Source organism: Vibrio sp. 2433-A1 (assembly GCF_056726085.1).
In genome coordinates, this window is record NZ_JBRESC010000013.1 from 84,987 (window position 1) to 99,516 (window position 14,530).

18 protein-coding genes are annotated in these 14,530 nt (G+C 42.7%); 7 read left to right on the forward strand and 11 right to left on the reverse strand.

Annotated elements, in window-relative coordinates:
- The first annotated feature begins 90 nt into the window (after window positions 1-90).
- The 3 genes from ACU01J_RS14310 to ACU01J_RS14320 all read left to right on the forward strand — a co-directional run bounded on the left by ACU01J_RS14310 (window position 91) and on the right by ACU01J_RS14320 (window position 1,947).
- Window positions 91-252, forward strand: coding sequence for a hypothetical protein (locus ACU01J_RS14310; protein WP_481086309.1), 162 nt, complete (start codon window positions 91-93; stop codon window positions 250-252).
- A 55-nt stretch (window positions 253-307) separates the two neighbouring features.
- Window positions 308-589 (forward strand): hypothetical protein, encoded by a 282-nt coding sequence (locus ACU01J_RS14315; protein ID WP_481086310.1) that lies wholly within the window; start codon window positions 308-310, stop codon window positions 587-589.
- A 98-nt stretch (window positions 590-687) separates the two neighbouring features.
- Complete coding sequence (locus ACU01J_RS14320; protein ID WP_481086311.1) at window positions 688-1,947, forward strand: hydroxymethylglutaryl-CoA reductase; 1,260 nt, start codon at window positions 688-690, stop codon at window positions 1,945-1,947.
- A gap of 55 nt (window positions 1,948-2,002) precedes the next feature.
- Here the strand turns inward: ACU01J_RS14320 and luxQ are convergent, their stop codons facing one another.
- The 6 genes from luxQ to ACU01J_RS14350 all read right to left on the reverse strand — a co-directional run bounded on the left by luxQ (window position 2,003) and on the right by ACU01J_RS14350 (window position 8,226).
- Window positions 2,003-4,555, reverse strand: coding sequence for a quorum-sensing autoinducer 2 sensor kinase/phosphatase LuxQ (gene luxQ, locus ACU01J_RS14325; RefSeq protein ID WP_481086312.1), 2,553 nt, complete (start codon window positions 4,553-4,555; stop codon window positions 2,003-2,005).
- Entirely contained in the window at window positions 4,555-5,652 is a 1,098-nt protein-coding gene (locus tag ACU01J_RS14330) for an autoinducer 2-binding periplasmic protein LuxP (protein WP_481086313.1), read from the reverse strand. Before ACU01J_RS14330 ends, luxQ begins: the two co-directional genes overlap by 1 nt.
- Window positions 5,653-5,798: 146 nt before the next feature.
- Complete coding sequence (locus ACU01J_RS14335) at window positions 5,799-6,959, reverse strand: conjugal transfer protein TraF (RefSeq protein ID WP_481086314.1); 1,161 nt, start codon at window positions 6,957-6,959, stop codon at window positions 5,799-5,801.
- A 74-nt stretch (window positions 6,960-7,033) separates the two neighbouring features.
- A complete protein-coding gene (locus ACU01J_RS14340) occupies window positions 7,034-7,348 on the reverse strand; it encodes a GIY-YIG nuclease family protein (protein WP_481086315.1) in 315 nt (104 codons plus the stop codon).
- The gene (locus tag ACU01J_RS14345; RefSeq protein ID WP_481086316.1) at window positions 7,348-7,998 is read right to left on the reverse strand and encodes a YceH family protein; all 651 of its coding nucleotides are present in this window, start codon (window positions 7,996-7,998) and stop codon (window positions 7,348-7,350) included. The genes ACU01J_RS14340 and ACU01J_RS14345 overlap by 1 nt, the downstream gene beginning before the upstream one ends.
- Before the next feature lie 36 nt (window positions 7,999-8,034).
- Entirely contained in the window at window positions 8,035-8,226 is a 192-nt protein-coding gene (locus ACU01J_RS14350) for a hypothetical protein (RefSeq protein ID WP_481086317.1), read from the reverse strand.
- A gap of 186 nt (window positions 8,227-8,412) precedes the next feature.
- On the opposite strand from ACU01J_RS14350, the gene ACU01J_RS14355 reads away from it, so the two are divergent.
- Together ACU01J_RS14355 and ACU01J_RS14360 are read left to right on the forward strand one after the other, a co-directional pair.
- The gene (locus ACU01J_RS14355; RefSeq protein ID WP_481086318.1) at window positions 8,413-8,730 is read left to right on the forward strand and encodes a DUF496 family protein; all 318 of its coding nucleotides are present in this window, start codon (window positions 8,413-8,415) and stop codon (window positions 8,728-8,730) included.
- A gap of 287 nt (window positions 8,731-9,017) precedes the next feature.
- On the forward strand, window positions 9,018-9,263 hold the full coding sequence (locus ACU01J_RS14360; protein ID WP_004411668.1) for a YgjV family protein: 246 nt from the start codon (window positions 9,018-9,020) through the stop codon (window positions 9,261-9,263).
- Between the two features lie 85 nt (window positions 9,264-9,348).
- Here ACU01J_RS14360 and ACU01J_RS14365 read toward each other — a convergent pair whose 3' ends face one another.
- A complete protein-coding gene (locus ACU01J_RS14365) occupies window positions 9,349-9,966 on the reverse strand; it encodes an OmpA family protein (protein WP_481086319.1) in 618 nt (205 codons plus the stop codon).
- 252 nt (window positions 9,967-10,218) lie between these two features.
- Here ACU01J_RS14365 and ACU01J_RS14370 point away from each other — a divergent pair, with 252 nt between their 5' ends.
- The gene (locus ACU01J_RS14370) at window positions 10,219-10,839 is read left to right on the forward strand and encodes a thiol:disulfide interchange protein DsbA/DsbL (RefSeq protein WP_481086320.1); all 621 of its coding nucleotides are present in this window, start codon (window positions 10,219-10,221) and stop codon (window positions 10,837-10,839) included.
- 17 nt (window positions 10,840-10,856) lie between these two features.
- The gene (gene bamJ / locus ACU01J_RS14375; RefSeq protein WP_481086321.1) at window positions 10,857-11,330 is read left to right on the forward strand and encodes a BamJ family beta-barrel-assembly machinery protein; all 474 of its coding nucleotides are present in this window, start codon (window positions 10,857-10,859) and stop codon (window positions 11,328-11,330) included.
- A 91-nt stretch (window positions 11,331-11,421) separates the two neighbouring features.
- Here bamJ and ACU01J_RS14380 read toward each other — a convergent pair whose 3' ends face one another.
- From ACU01J_RS14380 to nrdG, 4 genes are all read right to left on the reverse strand, one after another.
- Window positions 11,422-11,808: an NUDIX hydrolase gene (locus ACU01J_RS14380; protein WP_481086322.1), complete on the reverse strand. Its 387-nt coding sequence runs from the start codon at window positions 11,806-11,808 to the stop codon at window positions 11,422-11,424.
- 211 nt (window positions 11,809-12,019) lie between these two features.
- Entirely contained in the window at window positions 12,020-12,664 is a 645-nt protein-coding gene (locus ACU01J_RS14385) for an ATP-dependent zinc protease family protein (protein WP_481086323.1), read from the reverse strand.
- Window positions 12,665-12,719: 55 nt separating this feature from the next.
- Window positions 12,720-13,901, reverse strand: coding sequence for an amino acid aminotransferase (locus ACU01J_RS14390; RefSeq protein ID WP_481086324.1), 1,182 nt, complete (start codon window positions 13,899-13,901; stop codon window positions 12,720-12,722).
- 157 nt (window positions 13,902-14,058) lie between these two features.
- Entirely contained in the window at window positions 14,059-14,529 is a 471-nt protein-coding gene (nrdG, locus tag ACU01J_RS14395) for an anaerobic ribonucleoside-triphosphate reductase-activating protein (RefSeq protein ID WP_481086325.1), read from the reverse strand.
- Between the last annotated feature and the right edge of the window lies 1 nt (window position 14,530).

Consider the following 14,530-nt stretch of genomic DNA (forward strand, 5'->3'; position numbering starts at 1 on the left):
GACAAAATTTAAGCTGTGCCAAATAAAATAAAGTCAGTTAATTCTTATACAGAAGAACGGATTTTTCTGAAATGTCGAAGGTAACAGCCCATGACTCAACAACAATTCGAACTAATGAAGAAACAGCTTAAAAAGCTGTCGACTCAGCAACTGCGCGTACTGAAATATGAGATCAACAGTGAGTTAAACGCAGATAAGAAAGTCGCTATCACCGACGAAGAACTTAAGCTGATTTCGAGCTTGTTTGCATAAACAAACTTGCTGAATCTTATAGCTGCATTTAAGCTATAATTAAGTGGAGGTGTGTATGACAGTATCTTCCGTCCAATCTGGATATCAAATCATTGATATGTCATCAAAGATGGCCGAAGAAGCTGCGCTCGAAATACAGCAAACTCAGCGTGAACTTTCAATCCCAAAAGATAATACATACGAATTCAATAAAATTGAGTTCCACTCAGAGCCTCCCACTTCTTACCTTGACGCCATCAATAAGTTAAATTCTTCCGAACGTTACTCCCGTGTGGGTACGAATGTGATGCAACGCGATCAAGATATGATCGGTACATTGCTTGATATTCATGTTTAACACTCAGCGCGTGCTAAATTGTAGCAATACATTAAACAGTCGTTGTTTTCCCTACCCTATACGTTAGAATGCAGACAAATTTATCGTTTTAATTCGTAATGCCGAAACTCAATCTATCTAATCGCGATATCACTCAATTTCTACAACCAGAACACTGCACCTCCACTTTAGAACAAAAGCTCAGTCCTAACTTTGCCAGACCTGCATTAAGGTTAACCCCTAGCCCATACATATCAGAAAAAGCATTATCAAAACGATGGGCAAAGATTGAGCAACTCACAGATCAAGACATATTACTAGACGAACAAACCCTACAAAATGCCTCTCTGTACAATAAGAACATCGAGCATTTTATAGGCACAGTTAAAATTCCTGTCGGCCTTGCAGGCCCATTACGTGTGAATGGTTTGCATGCCAAAGAGGACTATCTGATCCCGCTTGCAACCACAGAGGCCGCCCTCGTTGCCTCTTATAATCGCGGCGCTCAGCTAATCACCGCAGCTGGTGGCGCTAGTGCGATGCTGATCAACGAAGGGGTCACACGTACACCGGTATTTTTATTCGAATCCTTGATCGATGCTGGTCAGTTCGTTGCCTGGGTTGTCACTCAATATGATCATTTCAAGCGCATTGCTGAGTCCACAACCTCTCATGGCCAACTGCATGACATCAATGTCAATATTGAAGGTAATCATGTTTACCTCATCTTTGAATACTGCACTGGCGATGCTTCAGGTCAAAATATGGTCACCATCGCAACCAACGAAGTATTTCATTACATATTAGAGAACTCCCCTCATACTCCTGAGGAAGCCTTCCTAGATGGAAACTTGTCCGGTGACAAGAAAGCGAATTCTCATACACTGCGCCATGTTCGTGGTAAAAAGGTTACCGCAGAAGTTCACATTGAGCGTCACCTTGTGGAAAAGTATCTACACACGACGCCAGAAAAGATGTCTCGCTTCGGTCAAGTCACAACAACCGGAGCAGCGCTAAGTGGCAGCATCGGCGTCAATGCTCACTACGCCAATGCACTTGCCGCGCTTTACATTGCTTGTGGTCAAGATGCGGCCTGCGTTGCGGAATCCGCCGTAGGTATTACCCGTATGGAAGTGAGCAAAACAGGTGGACTTTATGCTTGTGTAACCTTGCCTAATATCATGGTGGGCACCGTTGGTGGCGGTACAAGTTTACCTTCTCAAAAGTCATGCCTAGATTTGATGAATTTGCATGGCAATGGCAAAGCGAAAGCACTCGCAGAAGTCGCTGCCGCACTGTGCCTTGCTGGAGAACTATCCATTGTTGGCGCTTTTTGCGCAGGTCACTTTTCGCGCGCTCATCAAAAACTTGCTCGTTAACGCTCTAATTAGAAAAAACAAAAAAGGGCTGTGTAACCACAGCCCTTTTTCTATTTTATTTCATCCATTTGGTGGTAATTTTTTTGAAGTGCAAGAACGCTTTGTTTAACGCGATTTCCTTTATTGGTTTAACAATCACATAGTTAGCACCCGCCCTTAAAAACGAATGCCGTGTTTCTTGCATACCATCTGCGGTACATGCGTAGATAGGAATGTTCAATCCAAGTTCATTGCGGATAATCTCGGTGGTCTCTATCCCGCCTAAATTCGGTAATTGGTTGTCCATTAGAATAAGCCCGACTTGGCTCTCTTTTTTCAAGAAATCGATCGCATGTAAACCATCTTTAACCCATGTAACTTTCATACCATATTTTTCACAGAATGCTTTGGCAATAAAGGCATTGGTGTGGTTGTCCTCGACAAGTAGTACATGTATTTGCTCATCAAACATCGTCGCTGGCTCAGCCAAAAGGCCATTATTTTCAGGTAGGAAGGTCGGATTCATACCTAACTGAATAGGCATATGTACAGTGAAATGTGTTCCTTTCGCGACTTCACTTTCAATTTCAATTTCACCATCCATAATCGACACTAGGCTACGCACAATAGCTAGACCTAAACCACTACCGCCATATTCACGGGTCGTCGTTGATTCAGCTTGTACAAACGGTTCAAAAATATCTTTTAGTTTACTCTGATCAATACCAATCCCAGTATCAAAAACGTCAACCTTAAGTAGCCTCGTCCCATCTCGTTCTAGTGCATTAATACTCACTTGAACGTGCCCCTGATGAGTAAACTTAACCGCATTACTCACTAGATTGAACATTATCTGATTTAAACGAATTTGATCGCTAAATACCCAGTTCTCAGAGTCAATATTACTTTCAACAGTAAACTCAACACCCTTGCTATCACACAATGGTTTGAAAATTTTCTCAACCGTATTGGTTAACTCCCCTAGCCTGAATGCTGATTTCTCAATATGAAACTTACCATGTTCAATCTTTGAAAAATCAAGAATATCGTTAAGTACCGCCAGCAGGTGCTCTCCACTATTACACAGCACCTCCATATGTTCGACGTCTCGCGGGTCGTCCATTTTGCTCTTTAACAATTGAGAAACACCCAGTATTCCATTGAGCGGAGTGCGGAGCTCATGACTCATTTTAGCTAAGAAGTCAGCTCGTACTCGCGCAGATTCCTCAGCTTCTTCTCTTGCCGCCTCACTCTGCTTCTCAGCTTCAATAAAACTGGTGATATCTTGTCCCTGCGCCATAATACGCATGACACTGTTGTCAGTCGTGATTGGTGATAAGTTCCAACGGTAAGTCTTATTCACGATGGTGGTATTAATACCAGTTAATGTCACCCCTTGCGCACACATTCTGATATGTGGTTGAAGACTTTCAATCAGCAATTGACGCGCTTTATCAGTTTTAAAGCACCTTTCAGCTGAAGGGTTGAATTGAGCTAACTGCCCTTCAACATCCCATAACGTCACTGGCGATAAAGAAAAGTTAAACAGATCAGCAAACTGCTTTTCTTGCTCGTTTAATCGTTTAAAAGAACGCTGGAATGAGTGCCCTATCTGGTCGAACTCTTCAATACTTGAGCCCTTAAAATCACTAACTGTTTGGCGTTGAATCGAAGTATCAGCGTATTTCATCAGACTCTGCAGTTCTTTAGATACCCGTTTTCCAACCCAAATACGCGTATAGATGGCTATACATATGACTAACAAACTCGCGACAGCGATCCACACGTAATGACTGCGAACAAATTGAACAACGTGTTCATTGCCCTGAATGGTATAAACCGATAGAAAAGTTGGCACATTATTAATGGTCAGATCCGTTTTTGACACCATGTAACTGCTTGCGTTTAAGGAATGCGAAGATTGCTCAAGCCACTCGATATGCTGAAAGTCTTGGTCCTTGGTACTGGCAGCGATCACTTGCGAGCCGACCGCCAACAGTATCTCATCGGCATTGCCACCTTTAGTTATCGCATTAACTAAAGAGAAGTTATTATTCAGTACGACTCCGATGAATAGATAACCAACCACTTCACCCGTATAGAGATCGATAATCGCAGTGCGACGCATCATCAAGTAACGCATACCCATGCTCGATGGCGTTTGCGAAATATACCAGTCAGTACCACTCACCATATCTTCAGCTAAATGAAGTACCTGTGGCTCTGATATCCCATAGAACTGATAGTTTGCATCATCCCAAACAATCGCGTCGTTGCTATAAATGAAGCGAAAATCCGGAGCCAGTTCAGGGGAGGCTTGGTCAATTCCATTGAAAAATCGACCAAGGGCTAGATCATCATCACTCAGCAGCGCTTCTAGAAGGACACGGTTTCGGCTATAACTGTCTTGCTGGATTTCTAAAGACTTAATTCTAAGGTTGAAAATCTCTTGGACCAAACTCTTGGTTTGTTGCTTAGTACGGCCGATTTCTTGTGAGACCACCTCTCGATTGACCTGATAATTTTGCAACACCATCACAATGATCAATACGCCAATCACTAAAAAGATGGAGTTGGTAAGTATCGTTGCAAGTCGGTTCTTATTACCCTGTGAGAAAAATTCACTCATTACTGACCCGAATACCTAAACGCGCGTTGTTTTAGTTTCTCTAACTTGCTAGCACTATCTTCGCTGGTCACTAATTCAAAACCCCCTGAGTAGACATTTGGGACCTCGCGCCCTTCAATGTCCCATTTGATAGCTTCAGCCATCGCGATACCGGTATCGTCGTTCATACGCATTACGGTCACATTTAAGCGCTTATCAGCGATAGCTTCGAGCTCTGCAGTTCCACCACCCCAACCATTTAATAAAATGTCTGTACGCTCAAGTTCGTTTAATGCGTCCGCTGCGCCTAATGCTACGTCTGTTGAACATGCGTAAATAAATTTAAGATTAGGGTCCTTTTCAATTGCGGCCAACGCAGCTTGATAGCCTGAGTCTCGTGTTGCTTTGGTGTAAAACGATGAAGAGAGCTTATAGCCATCATGATGGCTCATTTCTTCTATAAAGGAATCACCTCTAGCATCACTCACGTAGCCTTCAGAAAAATAGAGCACCGAGTAACGGCTTTCTTTGTCTACATGATCCTTATAGTAGTTTTCAAGTACACGCGTGCCTTTGATATGATCAAAACCAACATACATAAATGGCTGTTGATGATCCCACGCACGAACTGGAGTCGTGATGTTTTGCAGTATCAACTTAGTATCCGTTGAGCTAAGAACATGCTCAATAAACTTGCGGTGGCGCGTCGTGTCGAGTGTGAAGATTAAGTAATCGGAGTCATTTTGCACCGCTTCAAGTAACGAAAGACTCTGTTGCCTGACGTCAATATTAGGTCGAGTAAACACTTGGTTGATGCTGTAGCTGACGCCTAATTTCTCCAGACGAGTTTCAAACGCCTTAATGTTACGGCTCCAGTAATCTGAGATCTGTTGCCCAGGATAGACAACTGAGATAGTCACTGGCTTTTGCTGCTGAACCGCTAAGGGAGTGGGATAACGGCGAACTTCGTCGCTGAGTTGAGTCGTAAGTTGTTTCTGTTTTGGATGAGCTTCTAAGTATTCATCGTACTGCCAGTAACCATTCAGTACTTGAGTCGTGTGGGCAAATGAAGCCGAAGAATATAGAGCGAATATCGATAATATTAGCGTTTTTGACATGCAAATTTCTCTCGTAACCAACCAGACTGAGCACTATTTATTATATTAGAGTTTCTAGCGCCTTATTCGTTATTTATAAAATGAGACAAAATGAATGAGTCCAACTCATTCATTTATCTCAGATTTTCTATTATGCCGAATAGTGTCTAGAACGTAAAAGCTAAATTGCCTGAAAGACCGAATTGGTTACTGCCAGAATAACTTCCCGCTAAATCAAAGCTCACTAAATCACCTGGGCTGATACCGATGCCCAGCGTTACTGAGTCATCCACGGTACTTTCTAGATCCATTTCGTAACCCGCTCTTAGTTGAGCCCAACCAAACGCGTTTCCTTCAATACCAAGGCGTAAATACTGAGTGTCATCGTTCAAATCAGAAAAACGTTCTTGGGAAGTTAGATCCAAGTCCACACTCGCAACTAAGTATTCCATTGCGTAAGATCCGGACACTGTAACTTGAGTATCCAACTTATATGTACTCACCCCACTACCGACGTCTAATGTATCTATTTTTTTAGAAAACAGGTCTTTGATTGCAATACCAACTCGGTAAGCGTCATAAAACCAAGCCGCACCTAGATCTATGTTAAACGCGTTTTCTTTCGTTTCACTTTCGTCATAATCACTGACATCGAAATCTTCAACGGAGAGGTTCTGTTTGTAGGTTCTTAGCTGTTGATACTTAGGCGTGACACCAAATGACACATCCTGACCTCGGACAGTCATACGCTTAGCGAGTGCAACACCAAACTCTGTATAGCCAAAGGCGATCATATCCACTTCGGAGTTTTCATAACGGGTTGTCACCTCGTTTAAACCATCACCGTTGTTCGGTGCAATTGCAGTAACCGCGATGACCTCCGCATAACCACGAGTGAAAATATTGGCTGATAGTGTATTGATTGGAATCGCCACCGCGATCCCAGCCCCACCTGTTACCGCTAAAGGCTTATCGTCCGACAAATCGGTCAAATAGCCGTTCAACTGAGTAGCAATAGCGGGATCAAGGTTATTACTGTTTTCGAAGCTTTCGATGGTATCTTGTAGGCTATCGATGGTATCAAGTGAACCGTCGGTATCACGCACGTTAGCACCAATCGCTGGAACTAAAATACCAAATGTGTCGCTATCTCGATGGACAGCAGTTAACGCGGGATTATAGAAAGGTGCTAATAGATAATCGGCACTTGTTACACCGGTATTACCCATACCGTTACCTCGACCATCAGCGATCACGTTTGCACCGATACTCACTGTTGAAAAGCCGAGACAACCCACCACTAATGACATTTTACTTAATTGATTCATATCCTTATTAACCTTATAAGTTGCATACTTATCATTACCAAGGTTAATACAAATATTGAGGTTTAGAGCGTTTTTTAGTCAATTAGTGCTAGTTCTACCAAATCAGAGAGCTCTTTTACTCCAGAAACGAGCGTTTCTTTTTGGCTTTTGCTTAAGCGCTTGATTTTATATTCAAGTTTAGAAGCGCTGCTTCTTGAACTTCCAGCTTCATGAAACCAAGCTAATTCAAGAGGCCCTTTGCCTTTTAATGCTTTAGCACCAGTACCATTTTGATGCTCTGAAAACCTGCGCTCTACATTGGTGGTAATACCGCAATAGAGCGCATTATTTCGCATTCGGATTAAATAGATGTACCAATCCGAAATTGAAGTCTCGGCCGCTGAATTCATTAAGCTTTAAGCTGCTCAACAATAGCGCGAAGCTCTGACATTTCCGCTTTCAGAGATTCAACCTCTTGCTCAAGCTGTTCGATGCGATCATTACTTGGGGACGATACTGGCGCTGCAACAGCTAACGCTTCGATATCCACTTCACCACTAAAAAGGTGCATGTAACGAGATTCGCGTTTACCTGCTTCACGAGGAAGTTTCACGACTAACGCACCTTCTTCGCGAGATGCCATTTTATCAAGCACTGCTTCGACTTCTTTAACGTCGCTAAAATCAGCTAAGCGGTTAGTACGTGTTCTCAGTTCACCCGGTGTTTGCGCACCACGTAGGAGCAGGCAACACACAATACCTTTCTCCTGTTTGGTTAATTTGAGATCACCAAACTCGGTATTGCAAAAACGATGTTGAAACTTATTAGCACGACTATTAAAGCCACTTTCATCACTAACTAAACGGCGAGAGATTAACGCGTCTACGGCCTTCTGGACATCATCATCGGTCAGTGCCACCACAGGGTCTCGGTTGCTCTTTTGATTACAAGCGGTTGTTAAGCTATTAAGAGTTAACGGGTAGTAGTCAGGTGTGGTGACTTCTTTCTCAATCAAGCAGCCGATAACACGCGCCTCAATAGGGTTAAGCTCAATATTCATACCGTTTCCTTATCTTATTCTTGTTACGTGATTCCACTAGTGCTCAGCCAAAATTGGGACGGACTTGAACTCTCCGTTCTCATCAATCATTACAATTTTACTGCGATTCAGTTCTACTTCTGTAATCTCTTGCTGAGTCCGCTCTTTTTTATACGCTGATACAAGTTTACTTGCTCTACCTTCAGGAGCGTCTTTAGGTTGAGGAATGACAATCTGGGACGTACGCATTGCTTGCGCTTAAATTAACTAACATTGGACAAATCATATATTGTTCCTTGCAGAGGCTCAATTGTCTCGTTGTAGATTGGCTAGAAAAGCGTCAACACATTGTAATGATTGATCTAAAGACTGTTATCACAGTAGATGTTGTGATTTAATCGATAACAGTTAACCAAAAATTAGGGAAAGAGACTTATGATCGGTGTATTTGAAATCGTATCTGAAGCACGTCGTAAAAATAAATTAAAACGTGAACTTATCGACAACGAGAAGAAAGTTCGTGATAACCGTAAGCGTGTTGACCTACTAGAAAACTTGCTTGATTACATCAGTTCAGACATGAGCACAGACGAGATTGTCGGCATTATTAAGAACATGAAAGCTGACTACGAAGATCGCGTCGATGATCACATCATCAAGAGCGCTGAAATCTCTAAAGAGCGCCGTGACATCAGCCGTCGTATCCGTGAACTGACTGAAGAAGATAAAGTAATCCAAGGTAAAAAGAAGTAATTCTTGTTTCACCTATATTCTTAGAGCCCGCTGAAATCAGCGGGCTTTTTATTGAGACTTGCTACCAACAAATTTGGTTATTTATTGAGTTAAACATACGTAAAACGTTTGCGTAATCGCTAACCCTCTCCGTTCACATTTCTGGGGGTTTCATCACACATTTACCCCTGTTATAGTTCATCCCAGTTAATCAATTAGACCATTCGAGGCACGGAGCTTCCTCAGTTATCTCAAGAAGAGAAGAATTGGTACCGACAATGTTCGGCAAAAATTAAGAGGGTCAAATTATGGATATGGTTGAAATTCTAGGTTATGCAGCGTCTATCATGGTCGCTATTTCACTTACGATGAAAGATATCGTGAAACTGCGTGTTCTTAACTTCATCGGTTGTGCACTGTTTACTGCATACGGCCTTATGATTGATGCCTGGCCTGTAGTCGTAACTAACGGCTTCATTGCGTGTGTTAACGTTTATTTCCTAGCAAAGATGCAAAGCGAAAAAAAAGACGATCAAGTTAAAAGCGCCGCATAACTAAAATACAAGTTATCAAAAAGCCCCTGAATAGCGTATTCAGGGGCTTTTTAATGCGTCAAATACGCGAAAAAGCAGTTAGATTCTAGTTATTTGAAACAATAAAGAGCACTTCCACACGGCGGTTGCACGCCTTGCCTGCTTTTGTTTTATTGCTACAAGCAGGAACATACTCACCATACCCACGCGTAAAGATGGAATCCATCGCAACGTTATTACGCACCAACAGACGTTTTACTGCGCTCGCTCGTTTCATTGAAAGACCGTCGTTAAACGTCGATGCGCCCGTACTGTCTGCGTGACCATCAATAACGATATCGATTCCTGGCTGAGTTGCGAGATAGCTGCCCATCATATCAAGCCAGTATTGTGAGTCAGGTGATACGTTTGACGAGCCAGTATTAAATTTAATAGTGTCTTTAAGCTTTACCATAACGTGGTTGCCAGGCAGTAACTCATAGTCAACACCGTTACTGGTCAAAAAGCTTTGTAGATTGTGATAGCTCTGTGTACGTTGCTGCCCCATCGGGCCTTTAACTCCCGAAGGCGAGATATTGGTTGGTGTACCCCACTCTGGGTATCTAACATCAAAATCAGAGCGTGGCGCTGTATCAAGCATATCATTGCCGAGTGTCGCTATCTCATCTGCCATATTGCTACAGCCAGCCAATGTTAAAATAAGTGGTAATACCAAGCGCTTCATTCGTTCACCTGTGAGTCCTTTACTGTTCTCTAACTGTATCGGCCAATTTACCAAGACTTTAGCCTACCAACTAAAAATCTTTGATTCGGGTGACTAATCTTTGCACTGGTGTAACTATTAGTCATACTTTATTTCAAATTCAGTAACCTAGCTGTTTCTCTTCTGACTTGGACAAAGTAAAATTGATCAACTATTTACGAACTACTGTCATATTGTGTTCGCGCAACAGTAGTACCGATATGAGAATCTAATATGAAAAAGCTTGTTACTTTCGCGCTGATTGCGTTATCAACATTGCTTGTTGGGTGTTCGGAAACCACTACCCCACAAGAAGGCACCCATTTCCAACAACTGCCAGCGAACCTTGCTACGTTCCGTCTACCTCTTGTCACTGAAGTCTTCTCTCTCAATTGTGGCCATTGTCGTAAGATGGAAAACGAAATGCCTACTATCGAGAAGCTCACTGGAGAAAGCATTGGTAAAGTTCACGTAACCTTTAATGAAAGCGCCCAGATTGGTGCGATGATTTACTACGCAGCTGAAATGCAATTGGGTAAAAAGCCTGATCATGACATGATGCTAGAACTATTTGCTGCGACTCAAATGGGTGACGGCGCGTCACTAGGCGATAAGAAACTCGCAATCGACCAAGCTTTTGAAATCCGAGGCCTAACTAGCCCATATAACTTCAATGAAGAGCAAAAAAAGCAACTGTTCGCTGCGATCCAACTGGCAGATGACATCACCACTAAAGGCGAGATCAATTCAGTTCCTACTTTCATTGTAAAAGGTAAATACATCGTCAATACTAGCGCCCACCAAGATGTTGAAGGTATCGCCAACACCATCAAATTCCTAATTACTCAACCATAATTCGACGGAAAGGATTTATGTCTAAGATTATTTTTCCAATTATTATCTTCGTTCTAGCGGCGTTCTTTATCTACCGTACGTGGACAAACAATAAAGCAGGTGAAGAAAATTTTGCGATTGGGCAAAGCTTCTTACTTGAGAACGGTAAGAAAGAAGGCGTTATCACCACTGAAAGTGGCCTTCAGTACAAAATTCTTCACAAAGGCGAAGGTAAAGAAAAGCCAACAGCATCTAGCAAAGTGAAGGTGCATTACCACGGCACTCTTATCGATGGCACGGTGTTTGATAGTTCAGTGGACCGCGGCCAGCCTATCAGCTTCAAGCTAAATCAAGTCATTAAAGGCTGGCAAGAAGGTTTAACTTACATGAGTGTGGGTGACAAGTTCCGCCTTTATATTCCTAGCCCACTGGCCTACGGCAAAAACGGTTCGGGTCCAATCCCACCAGCGTCAACACTTATTTTCGACGTGGAGCTACTTGAAATTCAGTAACAGCCATGGGTAAACAAAAAGCCAATCGAGGTAAATTCGGTTGGCTTTTTTATTGTCACTGGAATGGTTTTATTCGCAACAAATAGATAATTTAGCTGTATTGAGGCAGATGAGTCTTAATAAAATCGATATCTCCTGCGTAGAAATCATTGAGCGGCAAATCTTTTGGCTCAACCCAACGAGCACTTTCAGGCATGTCTGACAAAGCAAGCTTCAACTTAGCTTTGGCATCCGCCTTAAAAATAGCGTAGTAAGTACGCCCACCTTTTTCATTAACACCACTGAATGTCGCAGTATGTTGAACTTGATTCTCATCTGCTTCGACAATTAGCTTGCGCGCAGCATCGGTTGCTGACTCATTGTCGCTAACTAGACCAAGTGGAAAGTCGATGACTTTAGCCCCACTTGATGACTTAACTGTCTCTTGAACCAAAACTTTGCCATCTCGCACAACAATAGCCTTAGACAAGTGTTTCATAACCATATTCCTTATTATTTTATTTGTACGTACAACCTGCGTGTTTAATTTTTATGTAGGGGAACGCAAGCGCCTTGAGGGGCCGACTAAACGTGCGAATAGTAACCTATGAGAAAAGAGTATGCAGATATGGGTCGAAAAAGTATGATCTAGAAATAAAAAAACCAGCACATCATCATCGTGCTGGTTTTTTATCTAGAACATAAATAGGTTATTTATGTTTATCTTGAACGAATTTCTTGCTCACATCGACAACAGCGACATCTTTGAAAAAGCTACGTCCAAGTAACAATGGGTATGATAGGTGCGTTCGATCAGCTAAGGTAAAATCGGTTTTCTCTTTCAAGTCACCAAGCTGAATCCAAGCTTCAACAACGGCACGCTTTTGCGTTCCTTCTGCATTAGACTGTCTAATCTTGACCCAACGTTTAACTGGAAGTGCAATTTCTTTACTCTTCACACCATCATGCTCAATTTTAAACTTAACCCAGTCCTTGCCGTCTCTTTCAAATGGAATAGCATCAACAGCGCTAATTGAAGAAGTGGTTGCACCTGTATCAACACGTGACTTAAAGCTTTGCTCTAGTCCAGGAACATAGACCCACTCTTCTTCACCTAACAGTAACTTACCATCGGATGTTTTCTTTGCCTGCACTTCAACCACTGGCTCTTTCGGTTTTGTCGGCTTGGCTAGCTCGACAACCTCTTCCTTTGGCTGTGCAACTTCAGGCTCAACGATGGGCTCTTCGACAACAGGCTTTTCTTCAGGCTTGATTGGCGTAGTACCTGTTGTGGAACATGCCATTAAGCCACAGCTGAACAAAATTGGAATCAGCACTTTCCATGGTTTATTCATTCGACCACCTAATCTAGACAAAATAATATAAGGGACGCATCGCGCCCCATTATATTTATGATACTTTGATAATCGCTTCGGCTACGTAAGGAATGTCCTTTTCAGTCAGGCCCGCGATATTAATACGACCATCGCCCACCCCATAAATACCATATTCATCACGGAGTTGCGTCATTTGGTCTTGCGTAAAGCCTAGCACAGTAAACATGCCTTTGTGGCTCTCTATAAAGTCGAATTGTGAAGTATTGTGGGTATTTCTCAATTCATTACACAAAGTCTGACGCAAGTTTAACAAGCGCTGCTGCATTTCAATCAACTCTTGCTTCCAAATCGCCGTTAGCTCTTGATTTTGAAGAATGGTTTTCACTAACGCCGCACCGTGGTCAGGTGGCATAGTGTAAGTCGAACGCGCTAGTGTAAGAAGTTTACCTTTGGCATTGCCAACATCTTGCTGAGATTTACCGATAACAATCGCCGCACCAGTACGCTCACGGTATAGACCAAAGTTTTTCGAACACGACGTCGTGATCAGCATTTCTTCTACGTTGTCGGCCATATAACGAAGGCCTTTTGCATCTTCTTCTAGTCCGTCACCGAAACCTTGATAAGCAATATCAACAAATGGCGTAAAACCATTTTTCTGCGATAGCCTAGTGATTGCTTGCCAAGCTTCAAAGTCGATGTCTGCCCCTGTCGGGTTGTGACAACAGCCATGGAGTAGAACAACATCAGATGGACCTGCTTTTGATAGGTCTTCTAGCATCTTCGCTGTATCGACTTGCTTAGTCTCTGGTGAGAAGTAATGGTAGAACTTAACCTTAAGGCCAGCCGCTTCCATAACAGGTTTATGATTAACGTAGCTTGGATTAGAGATCCAAACAGTCGTATCTGGCTGCGCTATTTTCATTAAGTCACCCAACATACGAAGTGCACCACTCGCACCTGGCGTTTGGATAGCAGCAACGCGATCGGTTGTTGATGTACCCGCCAGTAGCAGGTCAATCATGCTTTGGTTGAATTCTTCACAACCGGCAAGGCCGACATAAGATTTGGTTTTTTGATTCGCGATAACAACGTCTTGAGCCATTTGAATAGCTTTCATGACCGGCGTTTCGCCTGCGCTGTTCTTATAAACACCAATGCCAAGGTCAACCTTGTTGGTGCGTTCGTCGTTACGGTATGCAACGGAAAGAGATAAAATAGGATCTAATACTGGAGTTGGTAGATTAGAAAACATGAAAGTCATAACCCTTTGAAATTCAAGTAACAGCCGATACGTTATCATCTAACTTACAAATTCAGAAACAAATTTTAGCGACCAATAGCAAATCAGGATTAAAATCTGTAGAACTTAACACACACGCAACATTCCCTACTTGCTATTGAGACTATATTCACGAAAGCTTGAAGGTATGAATGATTTGGTTTGAGCTTCCGCGCCACTCCAAGTTGAGGTCTTTCTTGTCTTGTTCAAACTTGCCATCAATCAGCACATCAATGTATTCAACGACTTCTCTCTGCACCTCATCCAATTCGCTTAATGTGTAGCCAGTCCAAACCCAGATGTCTTTTCCAGGACACTCCGTTCTGACGCGCTTCACGAGCTTCAATATGTCCGCCACATTGGCAGGATGCAAAGGATCACCACCCGATAGCGACAAGCCACGCTTTTTAATTCGAGTATCCTTCAAGTCGGCGATGATTTGGTCTTCGGCCTCTTGAGTGAAATAGATACCAGAATCTAAACGCTGAGTCGATTGGTTATAGCAACCACGACATTGGTGAACGCACCCTGACACAAACAGCGTACAGCGAGTACCTGGGCCATTAACAACATCAATTGGATAGTACTGGTGGTAGTTCATT

Bases quoted from the DNA above. Each gene is read 5' to 3' on its own strand.
- ACU01J_RS14310 (WP_481086309.1), top strand. From the start codon at position 91: ATGACTCAACAACAATTCGAACTAATGAAGAAACAGCTTAAAAAGCTG.
- ACU01J_RS14315 (WP_481086310.1), top strand. From the start codon at position 308: ATGACAGTATCTTCCGTCCAATCTGGATATCAAATCATTGATATGTCA.
- ACU01J_RS14320 (WP_481086311.1), top strand. From the start codon at position 688: ATGCCGAAACTCAATCTATCTAATCGCGATATCACTCAATTTCTACAA.
- luxQ (WP_481086312.1), bottom strand. From the start codon at position 4,555: ATGAGTGAATTTTTCTCACAGGGTAATAAGAACCGACTTGCAACGATA.
- ACU01J_RS14330 (WP_481086313.1), bottom strand. From the start codon at position 5,652: ATGTCAAAAACGCTAATATTATCGATATTCGCTCTATATTCTTCGGCT.
- ACU01J_RS14335 (WP_481086314.1), bottom strand. From the start codon at position 6,959: ATGAATCAATTAAGTAAAATGTCATTAGTGGTGGGTTGTCTCGGCTTT.
- ACU01J_RS14340 (WP_481086315.1), bottom strand. From the start codon at position 7,348: ATGAATTCAGCGGCCGAGACTTCAATTTCGGATTGGTACATCTATTTA.
- ACU01J_RS14345 (WP_481086316.1), bottom strand. From the start codon at position 7,998: ATGAATATTGAGCTTAACCCTATTGAGGCGCGTGTTATCGGCTGCTTG.
- ACU01J_RS14350 (WP_481086317.1), bottom strand. From the start codon at position 8,226: ATGCGTACGTCCCAGATTGTCATTCCTCAACCTAAAGACGCTCCTGAA.
- ACU01J_RS14355 (WP_481086318.1), top strand. From the start codon at position 8,413: ATGATCGGTGTATTTGAAATCGTATCTGAAGCACGTCGTAAAAATAAA.
- ACU01J_RS14360 (WP_004411668.1), top strand. From the start codon at position 9,018: ATGGATATGGTTGAAATTCTAGGTTATGCAGCGTCTATCATGGTCGCT.
- ACU01J_RS14365 (WP_481086319.1), bottom strand. From the start codon at position 9,966: ATGAAGCGCTTGGTATTACCACTTATTTTAACATTGGCTGGCTGTAGC.
- ACU01J_RS14370 (WP_481086320.1), top strand. From the start codon at position 10,219: ATGAAAAAGCTTGTTACTTTCGCGCTGATTGCGTTATCAACATTGCTT.
- bamJ (WP_481086321.1), top strand. From the start codon at position 10,857: ATGTCTAAGATTATTTTTCCAATTATTATCTTCGTTCTAGCGGCGTTC.
- ACU01J_RS14380 (WP_481086322.1), bottom strand. From the start codon at position 11,808: ATGAAACACTTGTCTAAGGCTATTGTTGTGCGAGATGGCAAAGTTTTG.
- ACU01J_RS14385 (WP_481086323.1), bottom strand. From the start codon at position 12,664: ATGAATAAACCATGGAAAGTGCTGATTCCAATTTTGTTCAGCTGTGGC.
- ACU01J_RS14390 (WP_481086324.1), bottom strand. From the start codon at position 13,901: ATGTTTTCTAATCTACCAACTCCAGTATTAGATCCTATTTTATCTCTT.
- nrdG (WP_481086325.1), bottom strand. From the start codon at position 14,529: ATGAACTACCACCAGTACTATCCAATTGATGTTGTTAATGGCCCAGGT.